Origin of the sequence: uncultured Paraglaciecola sp. (assembly GCF_937123705.1) — a bacterium.
In the GTDB taxonomy this organism is placed as follows: Bacteria; Pseudomonadota; Gammaproteobacteria; order Enterobacterales; family Alteromonadaceae; genus Paraglaciecola.
The window spans coordinates 12,784-34,637 of sequence record NZ_CAKZKO010000120.1 but is presented as its reverse complement, the minus strand read 5'-3'; the positions used below and the strand labels follow the sequence as shown (position 1 = coordinate 34,637).

18 protein-coding genes are annotated in these 21,854 nt (G+C 39.8%); 16 read left to right on the top strand and 2 right to left on the bottom strand.

Annotation, left to right across the window (positions count from 1 at the left end; genetic code table 11):
* Positions 1 to 132: 132 nt before the first annotated feature.
* The 3 genes from Q0688_RS15050 to kynU all read left to right on the top strand — a co-directional run bounded on the left by Q0688_RS15050 (position 133) and on the right by kynU (position 3,467).
* Positions 133 to 1,323 (top strand): acetyl-CoA C-acyltransferase, encoded by a 1,191-nt coding sequence (locus Q0688_RS15050; protein WP_299078448.1) that lies wholly within the window; start codon positions 133 to 135, stop codon positions 1,321 to 1,323.
* Positions 1,324 to 1,395: 72 nt separating this feature from the next.
* Positions 1,396 to 2,235 (top strand): alpha/beta hydrolase, encoded by an 840-nt coding sequence (locus Q0688_RS15045; protein WP_299078445.1) that lies wholly within the window; start codon positions 1,396 to 1,398, stop codon positions 2,233 to 2,235.
* Positions 2,232 to 3,467, top strand: coding sequence for a kynureninase (kynU, locus tag Q0688_RS15040; protein WP_299078443.1), 1,236 nt, complete (start codon positions 2,232 to 2,234; stop codon positions 3,465 to 3,467). Before Q0688_RS15045 ends, kynU begins: the two co-directional genes overlap by 4 nt.
* On the opposite strand, the gene Q0688_RS15035 is transcribed toward kynU, so the two are convergent.
* The gene (locus Q0688_RS15035; protein ID WP_299078440.1) at positions 3,464 to 5,089 is read right to left on the bottom strand and encodes a response regulator; all 1,626 of its coding nucleotides are present in this window, start codon (positions 5,087 to 5,089) and stop codon (positions 3,464 to 3,466) included. The two genes, kynU and Q0688_RS15035, sit on opposite strands and share 4 nt — an antisense overlap.
* 339 nt (positions 5,090 to 5,428) lie before the next feature.
* On the opposite strand from Q0688_RS15035, the gene Q0688_RS15030 reads away from it, so the two are divergent.
* From Q0688_RS15030 to Q0688_RS14975, 12 genes are all read left to right on the top strand, one after another.
* Complete coding sequence (locus Q0688_RS15030; RefSeq protein ID WP_299078437.1) at positions 5,429 to 8,263, top strand: FAD-binding and (Fe-S)-binding domain-containing protein; 2,835 nt, start codon at positions 5,429 to 5,431, stop codon at positions 8,261 to 8,263.
* Between the two features lie 288 nt (positions 8,264 to 8,551).
* Positions 8,552 to 9,109: a BON domain-containing protein gene (locus tag Q0688_RS15025; RefSeq protein WP_299078434.1), complete on the top strand. Its 558-nt coding sequence runs from the start codon at positions 8,552 to 8,554 to the stop codon at positions 9,107 to 9,109.
* A gap of 159 nt (positions 9,110 to 9,268) precedes the next feature.
* Positions 9,269 to 10,612, top strand: coding sequence for a sigma-54 dependent transcriptional regulator (locus tag Q0688_RS15020; protein WP_299078431.1), 1,344 nt, complete (start codon positions 9,269 to 9,271; stop codon positions 10,610 to 10,612).
* A 47-nt stretch (positions 10,613 to 10,659) separates the two neighbouring features.
* Positions 10,660 to 10,893: a histidine kinase gene (locus tag Q0688_RS15015; protein ID WP_299078428.1), complete on the top strand. Its 234-nt coding sequence runs from the start codon at positions 10,660 to 10,662 to the stop codon at positions 10,891 to 10,893.
* A 32-nt stretch (positions 10,894 to 10,925) separates the two neighbouring features.
* Entirely contained in the window at positions 10,926 to 12,404 is a 1,479-nt protein-coding gene (locus tag Q0688_RS15010) for a sensor histidine kinase (protein ID WP_299078425.1), read from the top strand.
* Entirely contained in the window at positions 12,394 to 12,855 is a 462-nt protein-coding gene (locus Q0688_RS15005; RefSeq protein WP_299078423.1) for a response regulator, read from the top strand. Before Q0688_RS15010 ends, Q0688_RS15005 begins: the two co-directional genes overlap by 11 nt.
* A 7-nt stretch (positions 12,856 to 12,862) precedes the next feature.
* Entirely contained in the window at positions 12,863 to 14,824 is a 1,962-nt protein-coding gene (locus tag Q0688_RS15000) for a response regulator (RefSeq protein ID WP_299078420.1), read from the top strand.
* A 146-nt stretch (positions 14,825 to 14,970) separates the two neighbouring features.
* Positions 14,971 to 16,587, top strand: a complete 1,617-nt coding sequence (locus Q0688_RS14995) for a diacylglycerol kinase family protein (RefSeq protein WP_299078417.1) — start codon at positions 14,971 to 14,973, stop codon at positions 16,585 to 16,587.
* A 192-nt stretch (positions 16,588 to 16,779) separates the two neighbouring features.
* Complete coding sequence (locus tag Q0688_RS14990; RefSeq protein WP_299078414.1) at positions 16,780 to 17,691, top strand: formate/nitrite transporter family protein; 912 nt, start codon at positions 16,780 to 16,782, stop codon at positions 17,689 to 17,691.
* Between the two features lie 96 nt (positions 17,692 to 17,787).
* On the top strand, positions 17,788 to 18,690 hold the full coding sequence (locus tag Q0688_RS14985) for a mechanosensitive ion channel family protein (protein ID WP_299078411.1): 903 nt from the start codon (positions 17,788 to 17,790) through the stop codon (positions 18,688 to 18,690).
* 293 nt (positions 18,691 to 18,983) lie between these two features.
* Entirely contained in the window at positions 18,984 to 19,160 is a 177-nt protein-coding gene (locus tag Q0688_RS14980; protein ID WP_299078408.1) for a DUF1328 domain-containing protein, read from the top strand.
* Positions 19,161 to 19,185: 25 nt separating this feature from the next.
* Positions 19,186 to 19,380: a hypothetical protein gene (locus Q0688_RS14975; RefSeq protein ID WP_299078405.1), complete on the top strand. Its 195-nt coding sequence runs from the start codon at positions 19,186 to 19,188 to the stop codon at positions 19,378 to 19,380.
* Positions 19,381 to 19,680: 300 nt separating this feature from the next.
* Here the strand turns inward: Q0688_RS14975 and Q0688_RS14970 are convergent, their stop codons facing one another.
* Complete coding sequence (locus Q0688_RS14970; RefSeq protein ID WP_299078402.1) at positions 19,681 to 20,664, bottom strand: tetratricopeptide repeat protein; 984 nt, start codon at positions 20,662 to 20,664, stop codon at positions 19,681 to 19,683.
* Positions 20,665 to 21,190: 526 nt separating this feature from the next.
* On the opposite strand from Q0688_RS14970, the gene Q0688_RS14965 reads away from it, so the two are divergent.
* Complete coding sequence (locus tag Q0688_RS14965) at positions 21,191 to 21,814, top strand: helix-turn-helix domain-containing protein (RefSeq protein WP_299078399.1); 624 nt, start codon at positions 21,191 to 21,193, stop codon at positions 21,812 to 21,814.
* Positions 21,815 to 21,854 lie beyond the last annotated feature (40 nt).

The following is a 21,854-nucleotide window of genomic DNA, read 5'->3' as shown; positions in this document are numbered from 1 at the left end:
TGTTGAGGTTTTAAAATCAATCTTGTAGTGGAAAAATTGCTAGGATGGGTAATCAATCTACTCAAACATCGCAGAAAATGTTGTACAGCTATGAAGTACAAAGTTAGTGAATCAGCAAATTTAGGAGTTTTTATGTCAGATAATGCAATTGTAATAGTCGCCGCAAAACGTACCCCTATGGGCGGCTTTGTTGGAAGTTTAGCGCCACTGACCACCACAGAAATGGGTGCCAGCGCTATCCAATCCGTGCTCGCAGATACGCAAAAATCCTCTGAGGTGTTGCCGCACATTGATGAAGTGATAATGGGCTGTGTATTACCCGCAGGTTTAGGTCAATCACCTGCAAGACAAGCATCCTTAAAAGCTGGCTTACCACTAGCAAGCGGTGTGACCACAATAAACAAAGTCTGTGGCTCGGGCATGAAAGCCCTAATGTTGGCCCATGATTTGATCAAAGCTGGCACAGCAGAAGCCATAGTCGCAGGCGGCATGGAAAGCATGAGCAATGCCCCATATTTATTGCCAAAAGCCCGCTCTGGTTATCGCATGGGTCATGGCCAAGTGTTAGATCATATGATGCTTGACGGACTAGAAAATGCCTACGACGGTCAAGCCATGGGTTGTTTTGCACAGGCCACAGCCGATGCCGAAGGGATCACCCGTGAACAAATGGATGAGTTTGCCCTAGCCAGTTTGAAAAAAGCCAATGATGCGCAACAAGCGGGTTTATTTGCCGATGAAATCACTCCATTAACTATTAAATCTCGCAAGGGCGATGTGGTAGTAGATAGCGACGATGGCCCTAAACAAGCAAAACCCGAAAAAATTCCAAGCTTACGCCCCGCATTCAAAAAAGACGGTACGGTCACCGCGGCTAATTCAAGTTCAATTTCTGACGGCGCGGCGGCGCTACTGGTGATGTCAGCGAGTAAAGCCGAGGCGTTAGGTTTAACGCCATTAGCGAAAGTTGTGGCCCATAGTTCACATGCTATTGAGCCAGAAAACTTTACCGTAGCGCCCGTTGGCGCCATGCAAAAACTCTTCGCTAAAACCGGATGGACAGCAGACGATGTTGATTTATTCGAAATTAATGAAGCCTTCGCTATGGTCACTATGTTGGCGATCAATGAATTGGGATTAAACCCAGACAAAGTCAATGTAAAAGGCGGCGCTTGTGCCTTGGGTCATCCTATTGGGGCGTCTGGTGCCAGAATTATCGTAACCCTTTTACATGCCCTTAAACAAAACAACCTTAAAAAAGGTGTGGCATCATTATGTATAGGTGGCGGTGAAGCAACAGCCATAGCTGTTGAAATGATCTAGTGTCACTACTGGTTTAGGTTTATAAGCAGTGTTAGTTTTAGCACTGCTTTTTTATTTATGGAAACCACTACTTTGAAACGCTTACTATTATTGTCCTTTGTCCTAATCTCTTTTATTGCCAATGCTTCTCAGTCTTCTATTGAATTTCCAAAAGTAGCAAACAACGTCGCTTATTCAAAAGTGGCTGCTTTGTCTTTTACCGCTGCGAATGAAAAAGTAGTCTATGGTGACGATGAACAGCAATTCGCCTTACTTTGGCGCACTAATAAAACTGCTGACACAGAGCTACCGTTGGTTATTTTAATCCACGGAGGCTGTTGGTTAAGTGCTTATGACATTCAACATACCTATGCGTTAAGCACAGGGTTGGCGCAAGCGGGTTTTAATGTGTGGTCGTTAGAATATCGTCGCAGCGGCAAAACCGGAGGCGGTTGGCCCGTGACCTTTGAAGATATTCAGGCGGGAATACAAGCATCGGCTCAGTACAATAAGGGTGAATTTACCTTAGGCAACTCGGTGGCCATTGGGCATTCGGCTGGTGGCCATTTGGCTTTGCTGGCGGGTGGTGTAAATAGCCAGTTAAAAGGAGTGATTGGACTGGCGGCCATAACCGATATTGAAGAATATGCTAAAGGTTCAAACAGCTGCCAAGCCGTTACCAAAGATTTTATGCAGGGTATGCCACAAGATAAACCTGTTGAATACCAAAGTGCTAATCCAAGTAAACAGCCATTACACTCCAATACTGTGCTACTGCAAGGTGACCAAGATAACATTGTGCCGCCCTTTAAGTTAGAGCAATTAGAGCGAAAAGTGTTGATGCTAGAAGGGGCAGGGCACTTTGATTGGATCCACCCAGGATCAAGTGCTTTTGCCCTTTTAGTAGAGCAATTAAGAAGCCTTGCCAAATGAATTTAGAAGATATTATTGCCTTAGACAAAGCCGATCCGCTGGCACATAAACGCCAAGAATTTGAATTACCTGCCAATACTATTTACTTAGATGGCAACTCTTTAGGTGCGTTGCCTAAAGCAGTAAAAACAACTGTGGCTGAGGTGGTGACTCAGCAATGGGGCGAAGACTTAATAAAAAGCTGGAATAGCCATAATTGGATTGATCTACCCATAAAAGTAGGTGAAAAAATTGCACCGCTAATTGGCGCGGATTCAGGCCAAGTGATTTGTTGTGATTCTATTTCGGTGAATTTGTTTAAGTTGTTGTCTGGGGCTTTAAAGTTGAACTATGGGCGTAAAGTGGTGTTATCGACTTCGGATAATTTCCCTACCGATTTATACATGGTGCAAGGTCTAAGCGAACTACTAGGGCCTGAGTTATGCGCGTTGCAGCTGGTTGCAGAGCAAAACATTGAGCAGAGCCTTAATGAGTCGGTGGCAGTATTATTGCTCACCCAAGTAAATTTTCGCAGCGGTAATCTGCTAGATATGCAAAGGCTAACTAAGCTGGCTCATGATAAAGGCATATTGGTCATTTGGGATCTAGCCCATAGCGCCGGAGCCGTGCCTGTAGAGCTAGACAAGTGCGATGTAGATTTTGCCGTGGGTTGTGGTTATAAATACCTAAATGGCGGCCCCGGAGCCCCCGCCTTTTTATATGTGGCAAGTCGCCATCAAGCTGCGGTAAAACAGCCCTTATCCGGCTGGATGGGACACGCCGCACCTTTTGCTTTTGACCCCAAATACCAGCCCTCTGCTTCTATCAATCAATTTCAAAGTGGCACCCCTAGCGTGATTGCCATGAGTGCCTTAGATGCGGCCCTTGATGTGTGGCAAGATGTCGACATGCTACAGCTAAGAGACAAGTCTTTGGCATTGGCCGATGTATTTATCCGCCTCGTTAACGGCCAAGATTGCTTGAGTGAATTGCAGTTATGCTCGCCAGATAAAGCAGCCCAAAGAGGCAGTCAATTGGCTTACTCTCACGATGACGCCTTTGCCATTTGCCAAGCATTGATCGAAAAAGGCGTAGTGGCAGATTTTCGTGCCCCCAATATATTACGCTTTGGTTTTACGCCACTTTATACGTCTTTTGAGGATGTCTGGAAGGCGGTAGCAACCTTGGCCACAATTGTAGAAACTGAATTATTCAAAGAACAAGGCTTTAATGTTCCACTCAAGGTGACCTAATGAGACAAGTCATCCAAGGTGGTGCGGATCTTGTGATACCTTTCTTGTTGAGCTTCACTGAGTGTACTGTTTTCAACCGTATTAATACATTTTTTGAGCATAGAGTCGGGTACATTTGATACCCCCGATTCTATCGCTTTAGTTGAAATCGCTTGCATCAAATTTAGGGCAATAGACACGTTTTTAGGCATGATGGTAAAGGCTTGGGTAAATACTTCCATGGCATTGTCGATTTGACCTTTTTGAAAATAACTCACTGCCGTATTGTTAAGTTCTTTTGAGTTGAGTTTGATGGTCGATTTTTCGTGTTTCTCTTGTTTGATATAGTGCAAGAAAATTTTATTTTGATCTGGATTATCAATATAGCGATCTTCAATTTGTTCTAAAATAGCTTGTGAACGCTCAAACAAACCTAAGTCGTGGAATATTTTGGCTTTATCTAATAGCGCGTCAACGCCTTCAGTTTCCCAGCTATCTTCATCGAGCTTATCAAGTAAGGCTAAAGCATTGTCCTTCTCATCCTGAAGATATAGCAATCTGGCATTGACCACTTTCATTTGCTCTTGCAGTTCAGCTTTTGGGAAGGCTTGCTTAAGCTGCCTAACATATTCTTTAGCTTGTTTGATTAACTTTTCGGTATCAGAGGCGTCTGTTGTCATCGCATAATCAATACCTGAACGTGCTACATTTAGGTAATTCTCAGGCTTATCATGAATAGAATTTTTGGCAAATCTTACTATCTTTTTTGCCGCTTCGAATTGGGTTTCATAGTCATGAGTGATCCGTGACAAATCCATGGCCGTTTTGTGGCGGCGAATACTCCTAGGGGAAATTTCAGTCGCCATCATTACGCACTCCAGTGCTGTATCAAAGTCATTTTGCTTGATTTGCAGCGCCGTTAGTAAATCATAGGCGGCCAGCTGAGAGTCGGGCTTAAAGGCTAAGCGTAACACTAATTTTTCTGCCAATTCATCTTCATTGAGATGCAGGTAGCTGTTAACTAAACCCAATTGCGCCCAAGTAAAGGTCTGCACCTTTAAAATAGCAAGATAAAAATCCTTTGCCTGTTGAAAGTTGCCACAGGCGGTAAGCATTTCACCTTTAATTTTTAAAGCTAATGGAAAGAATTCTGATTCTTTAGGTTTACCTAGAAACAACTCCACCTCCGACAATGCGCGATCATATTGCTGTTTATCAATGCACAAATACACGTCAGCTAGCGCCTTTTTTCGGGCAAGTACTCGACTTAGTCTTCTATCTAAATCTTTGACTGTAAAAGGTTTGGCTAAGAAATCATCGGGCTGTAATTCAATTATACTTTGCACTAAATCTGAATTGGTATCGGCACTGATAAATACGAAAGCTGTACTTAAGGGGAGTTCTCCATTGGTTTTTATTTCGTCATAGAAATAGTAACCGTCTTGTTCACGCTTTAAGTTGTAGGAACAAATGATTAAATCGAAGCGCTGGCTTCTTATGGTGGTTAACGCAAGATTAATTTTATCCACGTAAGTAATATCGCCAAACCCTAGCTCCTCTAAAGAATATTTCATATATCCTTTAGCTAATGCTTGATCATCTACGATAAGTACCTTGGTATTTTTAGCCAGTTGTGAATTCATTGATTACCAATATTTTTAATCTGCTTAAAGGTTATCGTATGTACGGCTGAAATAATAAGGATTAAATACTTCTAAAAGAAAAATTGTTAACTAAGCGCGGTTCTGCTCACTCAATGCTAAAAGTATCTAAAGGAAATGTTATATCTATCGCCATAAGTAATACTGTGTGGGTGATTACTTATGGCGATAGGTATTATTGAATAGCTTAGGAAAAATTTTGTGATACATCATAAACTCAATATAGATTCATCACTTATAACTGTTTATTTTTGTTGAATAAAATAGACTGTTGCCATCGCATCTTAATAATTGCTAGTAGAGTGTAAGGAAGTTTGGACAATGCGCGGTGATCGCCACAAATATTTTGCTGCATCTTTACAGGACGTTTTGCCTAAAGCGCGAATAATAACCGATTATTCGAAACGTTTTGCTTATGGGGTGGATGCTAGTTTTTACCGCCTTATCCCAAAGGTAGTGGTATTTATTGATGATGAGCAAGAGTTAGTTAAGACCATACAATTAGCAGTGAACTTTAAGGTGGCTGTGACTTTTCGGGCGTCGGGAACCAGTTTATCTGGTCAGGCGCAGTCAGATTCAGTGTTAATTATGCTCACCAACAACTGGCGCTGGCACGAAATATTAGATTTAGGTGGGAAAATAAAGCTAGGTCCCGGCGTAATTGGTGCCGACGCCAATAGATATTTATTACCCTACGGCCGCAAATTAGGGCCAGATCCAGCTTCAATCGACACCTGCAAAATAGCCGGCATTGCCGCAAATAACGCCAGTGGCATGTGCTGCGGGGTGACGCAAAATAGTTACCATACTCTAGCCAATATTCGTGTTGTTCTGCAAGATGGCAGTATATTTGATAACAGCAATCAAACCAGCATTAAGCAATTTAAGCAAAAGCATCCGCTATTGTTATCGCAATTAAGTGCGTTATCCCAACAAACCAAAGAAAACCTAGAATTAAAGCAGTTAATTGAGCATAAATATCGCTTAAAAAACACCACGGGTTATGGGATTAACGCACTGATTGATTTTGATGATCCAATCGATATGCTGGCGCATTTGATGATTGGCTCCGAAGGAACCTTAGGCTTCATTTCCTCAATCACTTACCATACTGTGATTGAACATAAACACCGTGCCAGCTCTTTGGTGCTTTTTCCAAATATAGAGATAACCTGTGCTGCGGTAAGCGCCCTTGCTGACGCCAATGTCTCTGCTGTTGAGTTGTTAGATTACCCTTCGTTATTATCTGTGAATGACCAAGCAGGCATACCAGCTTTTATAGACAATATGCCAGAAGGTGCAGGGGCACTATTAATTGAAACCCGCGCCAACAATCAACATAAACTCAGCACACAAATAATTGAACTGACTAGTTTGCTGGCATCCTTCGAGCAATGTGATGCGGTGGGTTTTACTGCTGAGCCGCAAGAATATAATAAGTTGTGGGCGATCAGAAAAAAGGCCTTCCCCGCTATTGGCGCCAATAGAGAAACTGGCACCACTGTTATTATTGAAGATGTAGCGTTTCCTGTGGCACAGCTTAGTGCAGGGGTGTCGCACTTACAGGCATTATTTAAAAAATTTGAATACTTTGAAGCCATTATTTTTGGTCATGCCCTTGATGGAAATTTACATTTTGTATTTACCCAAGATTTTTCAACGGCACAAGAAATTAAACGATACGAAAGTTTTATGCATGAAGTGTGTCAGCTAGTAGCCGTTGATTATAAGGGGTCATTAAAAGCCGAACATGGCACTGGGCGTAATATGGCACCCTTTGTGGAATTAGAGTGGGGTGAGCAAGGTTATCAGCTTATGAAGCAAATTAAGGTGTTATTTGATCCGCAGAACCTACTTAACCCAAATGTAATTATTAACCCAGACAACCAAGCCCATATTAAACACCTAAAAGCCTTACCTAAAGCGAACGAAATAGTCGACAAATGTATCGAATGCGGTTTTTGTGAGCCGGTCTGCCCTTCCAAAGGCTTAAGCTTTACTCCAAGACAACGTATCAGCAACTATCGAGAAATTCAGCGCTTAAGAGTCACTCAAGAAGATCAACAAACTTTAAAAGAGTTGGAAACAGACTTTCAGTATTCTGCCATTGACACTTGTGCTACCACTGGACTTTGTGCCCAGCATTGCCCGGTGGGTATTAATACCGGTGAGTTAGTGTTATCCCTAAGGCATGACAAAAACACAAGGTATGAAAACCTTGCTAATAAGCTGGTTAATCATTTTGGTTTATTAGAAAAAACCACAAGATTAGGCTTAACAATGTTAGCCGCTGTACAAAGATTGGTTGGAGACCAAGTGCTGAGTTCATTCAGTGCTATGTCTCGAAAAATCTCTTTTAATCACATCCCCAAATGGTTAACTAGCACCCCAAATGGCAGCCGCTATTACGGAATAAAACTTGATGTACAACTTAGTAACGCTCGCAACAAAGTGGTGTATTTTCCAAGTTGTGCCAGCAGAACAATGGGGCAGGGGGTGAATGCCTCAGTTCAACTATCCCTCACCGAGGTGACGCTAGCATTACTTGAAAAAGCCAACTTTGAGGTGATTAGCCCCGATTTTTCAGGTGTATGTTGTGGTATGCCGTTTAATAGCCAAGGTATGGTCAATCAAGCCAAACAGCAACAGCAAACCCTAATGGCTAGATTGTTAACCCTCAGTGAAAATGGTCAATACCCGATTTTATTCGATACTAGCCCTTGTAAATCTATGTTTGAAAGTGGCGAGCTTGAAGGCAGCCCATTAACTGTTTATGAGCCAGTGAGTTTTACCAGCGAAATATTAGCCAAACACTTAGATTTCACCCCAACAGATGAAAGTGTGATGTTGCATGTGACCTGCTCAAGCCAGAAAATGGGATTACAGCAGCAAATGCAAGACCTAGCAAAACGCTGTAGCACTGATGTGATAATACCTGAGCATATTCATTGCTGCGGATTTTCTGGAAGCAAAGGCTTCACCACCCCAGAGCTCAATGCCAGCGCCTTATCAGGCCTAAAAGCACAAATCCCCAAGGGCTGTACTCAAGGATATAGCAATAGCCGCACCTGCGAAATTGGACTATCTCATCATAGCGGCATTCACTATCAATCCATTTTGTATTTGGTCAATAAGGTGACCTCTAGGGTAAAGTAGAATGGTAGGCATGATTGGACTTATACCAATTCACCCTAACAATTAGTCACTCAGAGAACACCAGCGACTTTCAATCGAGGCATGTCCAGCGTCACTTCCTCTTAGTAAACCACTATGACCAATACGATTTGAGAAAAGTCTGAATATATTACAAAGCACTATGTAATATTTAAACACTCCATTATCTAAAGTTTTGTTGTGAATGTATTTTATTCTTATTTATCAGTGATTTAAATGTTGGCATCGATATAGCATTAATTATTGTGAATTTTAAAAAAGGAGAAACCTATGAAAAACTCAATTCGTTCAATCGCTCTTATTACTGCACTAACTGGTATCAGTGCTCCGGTTTTAGCTGAAAATACTTGGAAAGATGGAGCAAAAGATGCGTGGGTTGATGGCAAGGTTGAAACTGTTTTATTGCTAAATACAAACCTAAATTCTTTTGATATTAATACCGACGTTAAAAACGGTGAGGTGTTATTAACAGGTAAGGTTGATAGTGAAGTTGATAAAGCATTAGCCCAAGAGTTAATTGCAAAGCTTGACGGTGTTGAAAGCGTTAGCAACAGACTTTCTGTAGTCAATCAAAAAGGTGACTTAGATAAGGACAATGTGCAAACCTTACTAGATGCTAAAATTGAAACAGTTGTTAAATCAAAACTTTTATTTGAATCTGAAGTAAAAGGTATGGATATTGAAGTGGATGTTGAACAAGGTGTGGTAACACTAACTGGAATGGTAAATTCTAATGCAGCTAAGGATCTTGCTGGTGCCATTTCAAAGAACACCAATGATGTTCTCAATGTCGAAAATGAACTTAAAGTAACTGAAAGTAAGTCATAAAACACCTTTGATATGAAGACTGAGCCCCCTTTAAGGGGGCTTATTTTTGTCAGGCACTAATGATGCGACACCTTATAGTACTTGTTTTATTTTTGGGGCGAGAAAATATCTGGTAAGGTCAATGTTCACCTTTGAACCAAAACCTAGATTAGGAAATATATGAAACAAGTGCTTTTAGTTGATGATGACACTGAATTTACGGATATTGTCTGTCAGATAATTGAATATTTGGGTTTTGACGTTTCTGTGGCTGCTAATATTTCGGAAGCTAAAAGTTGGATGCAAACTCAACAATTTGATCATGTTTTACTGGATTTTATGCTACCCGATGGCAGTGGTTTGCACTTAATTGATTACATGAAGAGTAATCAAATTGATGCCTATATCACTTTAATTACAGGGCATCCCTCTGTGAAAGGTGTTTTAGCTAACTTATGTGAACCTAAAATAAATTACCTGGTAAAACCACTGCAGCGTGAAGACATCGAAGCAACATTAAACAGAAACAGTAACGTAAAAAATAAAACGACTAAGGCGAGGAATAAGGGAGCGGATCCCCAATTGCACTTTGGCTGTTTAGTAGGAGAGTCACCTGCAATGCAAGCGCTTTACCAGATGATTGGAAAAGTCGCGAATACCGCGGCCAATGTCATGCTCATGGGAGAGAGCGGAGTAGGTAAAGAAGTGGTTGCTAATGCGATCCATTTTGCCACAAATAATGAAGGCCCTATTGTTGCTACTAATTGCGGTGCTATACCTAAAGACCTGATTGGAAGTGAGTTGTTTGGTCATGAAAAAGGCGCATTTACAGGAGCCGTATCAAGTAAACAAGGTGTGTTTGTAAGAGCATGTAAAGGCACTTTATTTTTAGATGAAGTGACAGAAATGCCTATTGATATGCAACCAAACCTGTTACGTGTGCTTGAAACTAAACGGGTTACACCTGTGGGTGGTACGAGAGAAGTTGAAGTTGATTGTAGGGTGATTTCGGCTTCAAATCGTTCCATGGAGCAGTTAGCTGAAGGAAACATTATACGTGAGGATGTTTATTTTCGATTGGCCGTGTTTCCAATTAATATTCCACCATTGCGAGAAAGAAAGGAAGACATTCCATTGTTAGCGGATGTATTTTTAAGCCAGTTAAATGAAGAAAACGCAACACAATTTAAGTGGGAAAATGAGCAATACGAAATACTTAAAAACCATCATTGGCCCGGGAATGTAAGAGAGCTTAGGCATGCAATTCATCGCGCCTACATAATGAGTGATATCAATGCCGCAACTATAGCGTTGCCTAAAGACTTTTCATCTCCTTTTTCTTCTGCCATAGCGAAACCGGCAGGTGTTTCTGCTGGGCAAACTATTGAAGAGGTTGAGCGAGAGCTAATTAACGTGACTTTGAGCAAAGTTGACGGCAATAAAACACTTGCTTCTGAAATGTTGGGGATTAGCACAAAAACACTTTATAACAGATTACACGCTTACGGGGATTTTGAAGACTAAGGTCGGTAATCAAAATTTACCAAGGCGCAATAAAAATGGTAGTTAGAATGAATATTGACGCAAATCAAATCGACAAATTAATACACGATACTCGCAGTCCACTTAACAGAATATCGATGCAAGCAGAGCTTATAAAGTTGGTGTTGGAAAATGATATGCCAAAAGAAAAAGCCATAACCAGTATCGATAAAATTATTAATGAATGCCAAGCGTGCAGTTCGGGGCTTCAGAATATATCTGAACATATCCGCACTGCTATAGAAAAAACTAGTACTGACTAATATTTAACACTACGACTTATTTACGAGAATATATGTCTATCAGAAAATTGTTTGAGAGCAGCTTAGTTAATTGGCTCGTCGCGATTGTAATTGTGGTGGCCGTTATTGTATTTAACGGCGTATTAGCCATGCGAACCATAGATGACCTATCAAATACGCAACTAAGCTTATATAACACCGGTGAAATTATAGGGGAATTAGATGAGTTAAATAGCCTAGTATTAATGGCTGAAACAGGGCAGCGCGGCTATTTATTAACAGAATTAGAAGAGTATTTAACACCTTACCAAGATGCAATGGCTAGGTTGTCTCAACAAAAAGAAGATTTAGTTGCCATTAACTCCGACATTCCGGGACAAACTAAACGTATAGAGCTTTTATTAACTTTAGTTCAACAGAAAGTAGAAGAACTTGTAAAGACTGTCGAGCTGGTGTCGGCAGATAGAGAGAAAAGAGCACTTAAAGTCATTATGACGGGCAAAGGACGTGACTTGTATATGGAGTTTCGTGCGAGTTTGGACTATATGAAGGAGTTGGAAGTTGCCCACAGAAACCAAATGTTTACTAGGCTTTCCAATATTCAAAAAGAGGCAAAAGTGACCTTTGCTATTTCAGGGATAACCAGTGCATTGCTTTTGTTTGGCCTAGCATTGCTAGCAAAACTTAATAGTCGAGAACAATCAATGCATCAAAAGTTGCTAGAGCAACAAAATGAAAAATTAACCGATAAAGTGGCAGAAAGAACCAAGGAGTTAACACTTTATTCAGAAGAGTTATCTCGCAGCAATCGCGAGTTAGAAGACTTTGCATTTGTAGCTTCCCATGACTTGCAAGAGCCTCTTAGGAAGATACGTGCTTTTGGGGATAGGTTAGAATCCAATTATTCACAAGCACTTGATGAGGTCGGAGCAGACTATATTAATCGCATGAAAAAAGCGGCAGAAAGAATGTCAAATTTGATTAATGATTTGCTCGAATTCTCTAGAATATCGACACGGGGCAAAGCGTTTTCTGATGTGGCTTTAAATCAAGTCATTGAAGAAATCATAGATGATTTAGAAATTAGTATCATAGAGAGTGACACGGTAGTTACAGTTGAAGAAATGCCGAATATTAATGCCGACCCCAGTCAAATGCATCAACTCTTTGTCAACCTGATCTCAAACGCCATTAAATTTCGCCGCCCAAATTCGTCTCCTCATGTAAAAGTGCTTTACCAAGAGAAACAAGTGGATCATGCTAAATGGCATGTGTTTACAATAGAAGACAATGGCATTGGTTTTGAGCAGACATTTTCTGACAAAATTTTTGCTCCTTTTCAGCGTCTGCACGCACGTACCGAATATAAAGGTACCGGAATTGGTTTGGCCATATGCCGCAGAATAGTTGAAAGGCATGGTGGAAAAATTGAAGCAAAAAGTGAGCTTGGTAAAGGGGCCCGATTTACATTCGAAATCCCCGCTGATACAACCCTAGTTGAAAATGTTGGAGAAATTTCTTATGCAGTATAGTTGTTCAAAGCCCATCACTATTCTTATGGCTGATGATGATGAAGATGATCGCTTACTTACTAAAGACGCATTAAAAGAAAGTCGTGTCAGAAATAGTCTGTATTGTGTCGAAGATGGTGTCGAGTTACTTCAGTATTTAAGAAGAGAAGGAAAATTTTCAGATAAAAGCTTGTCACCTAAACCCAGCCTAATTTTACTTGATTTAAATATGCCTCGAAAAGACGGGCGAGAAGCATTACAAGAAATTAAAGCCGATCCCAATCTTAAAAATATTCCTGTGGTTATCTTGACGACTTCGGTGCAAGAGGAAGACAAAATTAAAGGCTATAATTTAGGGGCAGCGTCCTACATTGCCAAACCCGTTAATTTTGATGGACTAGTGAAGTTAATGAAAGCACTAGGTCGCTATTGGGTTGAGTTTGTGGAATTACCAAACGAGTCACCTGAGTAAGGTTTTAATGACAGTTAAAACAGCCAAAGTACTATTAGTTGAAGATGATGAAGACGACTATGTACTCACATGTGATTCACTGCGGCAACTTGACTCATACCACTTTGTCATAGACTGGGTGACGAATCCTAATGCTGCACTTGAACAACTCCGCAGAGGTATTCATGATATCTGTTTATTGGATTTTCAATTGGGTGCCTATAACGGTTTAACAGTGTTGGAAACTGCTCAACGTGAAGCCTGTACTACACCCATTATTATGTTAACTGGGCAATCCGATGAAGCCGTGGATCAAGCCGCACTTAAAGCTGGGGCGGTGGACTATTTGGTAAAGGGTGATATTACCACAGCACGATTTGCTCGTACTATTAGGTATGCGCTAGCAAGGCAAGAAATTGAAAAGGAAAAAGTCGAGCGGATCAAGGCTGAAACCCGCAATCGTTCAAAAGATAGATTTTTAGCCCATCTTAGTCATGAATTACGAACACCTTTGACATCTATTTTGGGATATACAGAGTTACTGCTTGGCACTGATAAAGCGACTAAAGTCAAACCAGAGTTAAACATCATTCATAACAATGGAAAGCATTTATTAGAACTTTTAAATAATGTACTAGACCTGTCTAAAATTACTGCTGGAAAACTTGAATACAACGTATCTAAAGTCAAACTGGACAATTTTCTCACCAATATATTTTACTTGATGCAAATCCAAGCATCAGAAAAAAACATATTATTAACAGCAATAAATACTGAGCCACTTCCTGAATATATTTACACAGACCCAATCAGATTACGGCAAGTGTTAATCAATATAATTCACAACGCTTTAAAATTTACAGAGCAAGGACAAGTAGAATTGTGTTTATGGACCGACACTCTGGATAAAAAAGAGCATCTCTTTTTTAAAATTACCGATACAGGCCAGGGTATTCCCGATTCAATGCTGGAAACTATATTTAGGCCTTTTGAGCAAGTTGAAGACATTATATCCAGAAAAGAAGAGGGAGCAGGCTTGGGATTAGCTATTTGTTCTGAGCTGATCAAATACATGGGAGGAACAATTACAGTTGATTCTACAATTAACCAAGGTAGCGCATTTACTTTCTCAATCGATCCTGGACCTATAACCCAACAACCTAGAAGCCTGCTGGTACTAGATCAGCAGTTTTATACTCCTGACAATGACTCATTGGCATCATTAACGGGTGAGGTATTAGTGGTTGATGATATGGAGGATATTCGTAATTTAATACAACACTATTGCCAATCATTTGGATTAAACACGCGGTATGCAGTGAATGGCCAGGATGCACTTGATCATTACCAAAAAGTAAAGACACAAGGCGGAGATTTTGATCTGATTTTAATGGATATTCATATGCCTAAATTGGATGGAAAAAGAGCCATTAGGGCATTTCGCGCCTTAGGATTTGATAAGCCTATTATTGCAATTACAGCATCTACAATGAAAGGCGTGAAACAAGAACTAAAAGAAATAGGGTTTGATAGCATAGTGCCGAAACCCATCATAAAAACTGACTTGCACAAAGCGTTACAGACACATCTTCCAAAAGGTTTGGCTAGTGTCATTCACAGTGAAAGGACTGTAACTAAAGACGAAAATAGTTTTAAGAAAATCCTGATTGTCGAAGATGATAAAGAGGTAGCGGACATAACCATACTACTGTTTGAGTCTTTAGGAGTACAAGCCGAGGTCGCATTGACCGCACAAGAGTGCTACAGCAAGTTAAGTGCTGGCGGAAACTGGTATAAAGTATTATTAGATTTACATCTTCCTGACGAGTCAGGGTTAGAATTAGCGCAAAACATTAAACAACTGTATCCACAGTTAGCGCTTGTTATGGTCAGTGGAGAACAAGTTTCAAAAGACCTATTAACTCAGGCTGGTATCCATCAATCCATTCTTAAACCTGTTAGTTTACAAACACTTCAAAACCTTATCTAACTAAAAACCGTTCTATTAAAAAAATTGCATGAGATTTGCATAAGTCTGCAATAACAAAGAATGTTGCGGCATTTCTTTTAAGTATTCTGATGGGTAGTGAGTGCTTATGATTTCATCCGTCGTATTGTAAAGGAGTAAAAATTATTATGTTTATAGTGAAATATTATGTGCTTGGTGCCTTAGTTTTATTGGCGACAGCTTTCTTCACATCTAATGTTTACCTTGCCATTTTGTTGTGTTGGGCCGCATTGTCATTATCGGTTGTCAGTTTTGCTTATATTTTTAATGTCCCCATGATTTTTCGTAAAAAGAGCAATGGCAGTATTCCATTCTATATACGTTGGTTATTTGTACCTTTTTTGATGGGGGTGCAGCTTTACAATTCTTGGGCTAGAAGCCGAGATAAGGTGCCGGCCATCCAGCAAATTGATGAGTACTTATTTCTTGGTTGTCGCTTATTTTCCTCTGACGTAGATAACCTCAGTGAAATAGGCATCAAAGGAGTTTTAGATGTAACAGCAGAGTTTGATGGGTTAGATTGGAGTTCGGAAAATAGAGAATTGGATTATTTTAATATACCTGTTCTTGATCATAAGTCACCTTCGTTAGAAAAGTTACAAAAAGCCATTCACTGGTTAGAAAATCACATTAAAAATAATCGTGCAGTTGTTGTTCATTGTGCCTTGGGGCGAGGTCGGTCAGTTTTGGTGGTTGCGGCCTATTTACTTAGCCAAAATCCAAAACTTTCAGTGTCAGAAGCCTTAGATAAAATAAGAGGTATACGAGCAACTGCCAATCTAAATAAGCATCAACTTAAAGCCTTAAGTGAATTTCATAAGCAAGGGAAATTAAAAATAAAGAAAACGATTTGGATAATCGCAAACCCAGTATCGGGAGGTGGTAAGTGGCCTAAAAACAAGGCCGAAATAATGCAGCTTTTACAGCCTCATTTTGTGATAAATATATTAGAAACAACCCTTGATAAATCAGCAAAAGAATTAACAAGAGAAGCCAAAGGGCAAGGGGCACAAGTCATTGTCGCTTGTGGCGGCGATGGAACGCTTACTGAAGTTGCATCTGAACTGCTCAATTCAAAGATCACTATGGGCATACTACCTATGGGTACAGCCAATGCCTTAGCTCATGTATTAATGGGCATAAGTTCAAAGTTATTACCAGTGCCCGTTGCTTGTGATGCCATTATTAAAGGTAAGTCTCAATTAATAGATACGGCCACTTGTAACGATGAACTGGTACTACTGTTAGTAGGCCTTGGATTTGAACAGCAAATGATTGAAGGCGCGAATCGCGAAGAAAAAGACAATGGAGGTCAATTCGCTTATTTGAATTCTCTATGGAATGCGGTCAACCGAAATCAAGTACAAACCTATATATTGCAGCAGGATGACGAGGCTAAAGAAACCTTAGAAACTTCAAGTTTAGTTATCGCTAATGCCGCACCTTTTAGTACTATTTTGGCACAGGGTGGAGATGGGCCAGACGTATCAAATGGCTTTTTAGATTTGACTTGGGTTAAGCCACAAAAATCTCTTACTGATAATGTATCCAGCTTATTTGAATTGGCTTTTTCTGGTTTTTTACAGGATTCAAAGCCAACTAATATTCATCATTCTAAAGCGCTTAAAATTTTCATCAGTAGTGAAACAGGTATTGACTATGTGATTGATGGAGAGTCAAGAGAAGCTCAGAATTTATCCATTAATGTTAACCCAAAATCTTTGAAAATTTTGTGTGAGCAATAATGGATAGAGCGTAAATCTAACAATTACCAGTGTAAATTATTCACACTTTGAACGTTTCCTGTTTGAATGATTGCTACTTACACAGTCACAAAGTCAGTGTTTAGCTTGTTTTTGTATTATGGAATGGTAATTGCTCTTGGAACCCTTAGTGAATTCTGCAAACGGTGTTTGCAGATCTTTTAAGGGGATAACATGAACGATAAAACAACTAGCAATGATTCAACCATTCTATCTGAGAATGGAGAACCGCTCTATCAAGAGCATATTGCCGAGCGGACCAAGAAACGGAAATTGGAAAGTGATGAGTATGTTTCTGTCATTGTAAAACGCACCGATGAAACATTTAGACACCCAGACGATATCTTAGAGAAAGCCATTGAAGAAGGTTTGGAACAATTAGAAAGGCCCGTGCTATCACTGTTTTTATCTGCAATTGCTGCGGGAATGATTATTTGTTTTACCGTCATGGCAGTAGGAGTGATGGCCTCTATTGTCGGCGATCTAAATAGTGGATTTAACCGCATTATTGTAGCCTTGGTTTACCCTTTAGGTTTTGTGCTGTGTATTCTTAGTGGTACTCAATTATTCACAGAACACACGGCCACAGCATTTTATCCAGTGCTAGACAGGCGCAGTGGATTTAGAACGTTATTTAAACTGTGGGCGATTGTCATTACAGGTAATTTAACTGGCGGGCTTTTAAGTGCAGGACTACTTGCCTCCGCCGAAGGTGTTATTCACGCATCAGAGGGATACGCCATGGTTGCTCAACATATAGTTTCTTATGACTACAGCACTTTATTTTTCAGTGCTGTCTTAGCGGGGTGGTTAATGGCACTAGGTGCCTGGACTATATTGTCCACAAACTCTTCTGCCGGTCAGATTCTTTGTATTTACATTGTGACTTTTGTCATTGGTGTAGGTGGTTTACACCATTCAATTGCAGGATCAGTGGAACTATTTGTTGCTTTGTTTACTTCTGACTCACTTCAAGTCTCAAAGGCAATTTCAGTTATTTCGGTTATTTTAGTGGGTAACGCGCTAGGAGGAAGTATATTTGTAGCACTTCTAAATCATGGCCATATCCGAGCGCTTAATAAATAACTCAAACTTGGGTTCATTGCCAAACAGCGCTAAGTGACACTGCAACATCATCATTATTCAACTAATAACAGCCCTTTCAGGAGGAATTAAACCGCCATGATCGATATCGAAAAATTTTGGAGCTTAATAGACGAAAAACTACTCACTTGGCTAGAAGCGTTAATTAAGCACCTACCAAACTTAGTCGGTGCTTTGCTAATAGCTATTTTGTTTTCAGTTATTGCCCGCATTAGCGGTAAAGCCATGAAATCTATCTTGCACAAAGCACTCGAGTCAAAGCAAATTGCTAATTTACTTGCCTCAATCATAAAAGTTTGTGTGCTATTTACTGGCGTATTTGTTGCCCTAGAATTCTTAGGGCTAACGGGTACGGTAACCTCTCTACTAGCCGGAGCTGGTATCATAGGCTTGGCAATTGGCTTTGCATTTCAAGATATGACCGAAAATCTAATTGCTGGTATTGCAATGGGAATTCGCAAGCCGTTTCAAATTGATGACGTGATTGAAACCGACAGTGTGTTTGGTACGGTTAAAACCATTAACTTGCGTAATACATTGGTTGAGACGTTCTCGGGCCAATTAGAGGTTATCCCTAATAAAATTCTATTTCGAAATGTGCTAACCAATTATTCAACTAAAGGCATAAGGCGCGTAGATGTACCCGTAGGAATTTCCTATGCCGATGATCCACAAAAAGCAGCTGATATTATTGTAGAAAAAATCAATCAGTGTGACTTTATCGTTAATAGCGAAAAAACTGCCGTATTTGCCCAAAGCTTTGGAGAAAGCAGTGTCGATTTAATCGTATGGTTTTGGATAAAATACCCTGGGGAAACTGGATTTATGCAAGCAAGGCACCAAGGGGTTACTGTTATTAAGAAGGCCTTGGAGCAAGCGGGTATCCTGATACCATTTCCTATCAGAACTTTGGATTTTGGCGCTAAAGGTGGTGAAAAGCTCAATACCATGTTAACCAAAAACAAACAGTCTCAAGATTAATGACTCTAAAAGTGCACGGGTATGACCATGATCACATTTGGCCATCAGCGAGCACTAATCTATTGCTGGGATAAACTATATTGAAACCAGATTACAAAATTGTACATAGTACAATTTTGTAATGTAAATATTGCAGAGAGAACACTTACTAAAAATAGTATTTCAATGTGATGTTTTGATTAAATTCTTATAATTCAGTGGTTTATGTTGATTTTTAATTTTGGCACAGTTAAAGCATATATGAAGGTAAGTCATTTGTTTAAATGATTTAAATTATAATCTAGGAGGTAAACATGCTTGGTTGGGCACTTGTCTTTTTAATTGTAGCAGTAGTCGCAGCTGTTTTTGGTTTCGGTGGTATAGCTGGAGCCGCAACCGGAATTGCTAAGATTATTTTCTTTGTTTTTATTGTTCTACTGGTTATATCGCTTATTGCAAACGCAATTCGTGGCAAATCACCAAAAATTTAAAATTTAAAACTCTAGGAGAGACATTATGAATATTTATAAAAAATTATCTACTTTACTTATCGCCCTTTTTGCTGTGGTTGGACTGAGCGCTTGTGGTGATGACAAAGCAGAAGATGCAGGTGAAAAAATAGATGAAGTGGCAACTGATGTTGGTAACGCAATTGAAGATGCGTGTGAAGATGTTAAAGAAGGTATGAAGGCAGAAGACAAAGACTGCTAAGTAAACCTAATAATTATCTTTTAAAGTGAGGTTTCTAATCACTAAGTTGTACAGTTAGAGAGTAACGATCCGTTACTCTCTAACGATGCATCACATACTTCTGCTAAGCAAAATAGCAAAGCAACAAAATTAGTATCATTTTTTTCTGTACTTCAACACCCACACACAAACTTGTGTTTATTGCTGTAAATTTCAACTAATATTCATTCGATTATCAATGGCTTTTAGCATAGACAATTGAAATGTCTTCATCTGCATTCGAGAGTAAGAGAACGGACAAAGGCAATCCTTCCTTGTTTATTAATAATCCAATGAATTAACTAGCTCTACCTCTGCTGGCCAATAGCCTTTAGGGCTGTCAGTTACAAGCTCACTAAGAATATCACGAGCAGCATTTTCATCTCCATCAAACTGTAGCCTCATACCTAAAGCAAACTTGGAAAGATTATCTCCAATAGACCTTGAGTTTTGACTCTCTCCTCGACCGGTTAAAATGAGGAGCGCTTCGTAATAAGACGTATTTTCTAAGAGCACCACTGGCTCATTTAGCTGCTCCAGCAGAGCATTGGCATCTGCTTTTTTCCCAAGCTTATTCAAAGCAATGTATTGCCAGAATATAACTGCAACTTCGTGATCATCAATTGGCAAAGCTATCAAAGGTTTCCTAGATTTTTCTAGTTGATCATACATTTGGCGATAGTCACCTATCGCAAAACTTGTTTGTCCAAGATAGTAGTGAAGATTTCGGCGATAAGTTGAAATTGTTAAGTTAACTTTATTAGGCATACCGTCAGGTTCAAAACTATCGTCATGGCCTGACATTTTCTTCAATCCAAGTTTGTAATCTGCAATCGCACGCTCAAAATCTCGATTCCGAGCTAAATGCCTTCCTCTGAAGCGTAATAACTTATAACTGTTAGGAAATTTCTCTAACCCTGTTGTGAATACTTTGATTGCTTCATCATAGCGATCCAGATACCCATATCTACGTCCTAACCATATGTAAGATTCCTCTCTATCTGGTGCTGCATGAAACGCGGCCTTAGCGACTTTCAGATCGGTGTTAATTTTTTCTCGATAGGCATCAGGCCATGATGACTCTGTCAATACTTGACCGGTCAAGGTGGTTTTTACTCTTGTAGATGGCTCATTACTAGAAAATAAATCATCCAATTCTTTTTGTTCTAGAGGAGCTGATTGAGCTTGAACTGAAAATACCAGTGAAAAAACAGCCATACTCAGACGTATTGGCTGAGGTATGATAATTCTCGAGAGAAATGCCATTGTACTTATCCTATGTTTTAAGTTAACAACAAAACAGAGTCACCTCCGGTTAAAAAATATACTATTGATAAAAGTATCTATCAGCAAGTCTTTTGATTACTTGCATTTAATTAGAGTTTATTTAAACGAAATCAGCTTAACTTTAGCGATTTCCACTACAGCCTACTACTTAGGTTAGAACTCAAACTATGCGGTGCTTGTTGTTAATTTATGGAAATTTTAGGTGGTTAAGGTGTAACAAATGTGACTTATCGCTTGTAAGCTTCTAATAGTGATATAACCCTTAAACTTCTGAAATTTTCACTTTGGGTTTGCGCCTGTTTGTAGTATATTTCTACTATATAAAACCTATGGTTTGATCCATCTTAAATGATGAAATTATATCTATACTTCAAATAGTTGAGATAAATGCAATTTGTGGATTGTATAGGATTAAAACATTAAATTATGTTACAGGCCGCAAAGCTGCATTTTCAAATTTTAGGCTTATTTAGGTCTGGCCGTTTCAAGTTTAACAAAGGCCCATATGGCAAATCAAAAAGTAACGTACAAGGACATACTCAGCCACGCATTGCCCAATGCAGGTCTTCCGCCCTCAAAAATCCAGCTTGATCTCAAAGTAAGAGCTTTACGACAGGCAAAAAACTGGACCTTAAATGATCTCGCTGATGCAACAGGTTTAGCGGTTTCCACGCTGTCAAAAATCGAAAACGATCGGATGTCTCCCACTTTTGACGTAGTGCAGAAGCTTGCGACAGGTTTTTCAATTGATATTGCATCACTGTTCTCCTCAGCTCAAAATCCTTTACCTCAAACTAGAAGAAGCGTAATTAGAAAAGGGGAGGGGCGACCATACGAAACGTCAGTTTACAATCATCTCATGTTAGCGAGTGATCTCAGTGCCAAAAGAATACTTCCATTTGTCACGGTTATAAAAGCTCGTTCAATTGATGAGTTTGAAGATTTGAACGCCCATGATGGAGAAGAGTTTGTTTATGTTCTAGAAGGTTCGGTTCGATTTTATACCGATTTTTATGAACCAGCCGACTTAAATGAAGGTGATGGACTTTACATTGATAGCAGCATGCGTCATGCCTGTATTACAACCAGTCAAGAAGATGCGAAAGTGCTGTGGATTAATTCTGGTTAAATTTGATGTTAACAATATAACTATGGCCTAGATGCTAGGC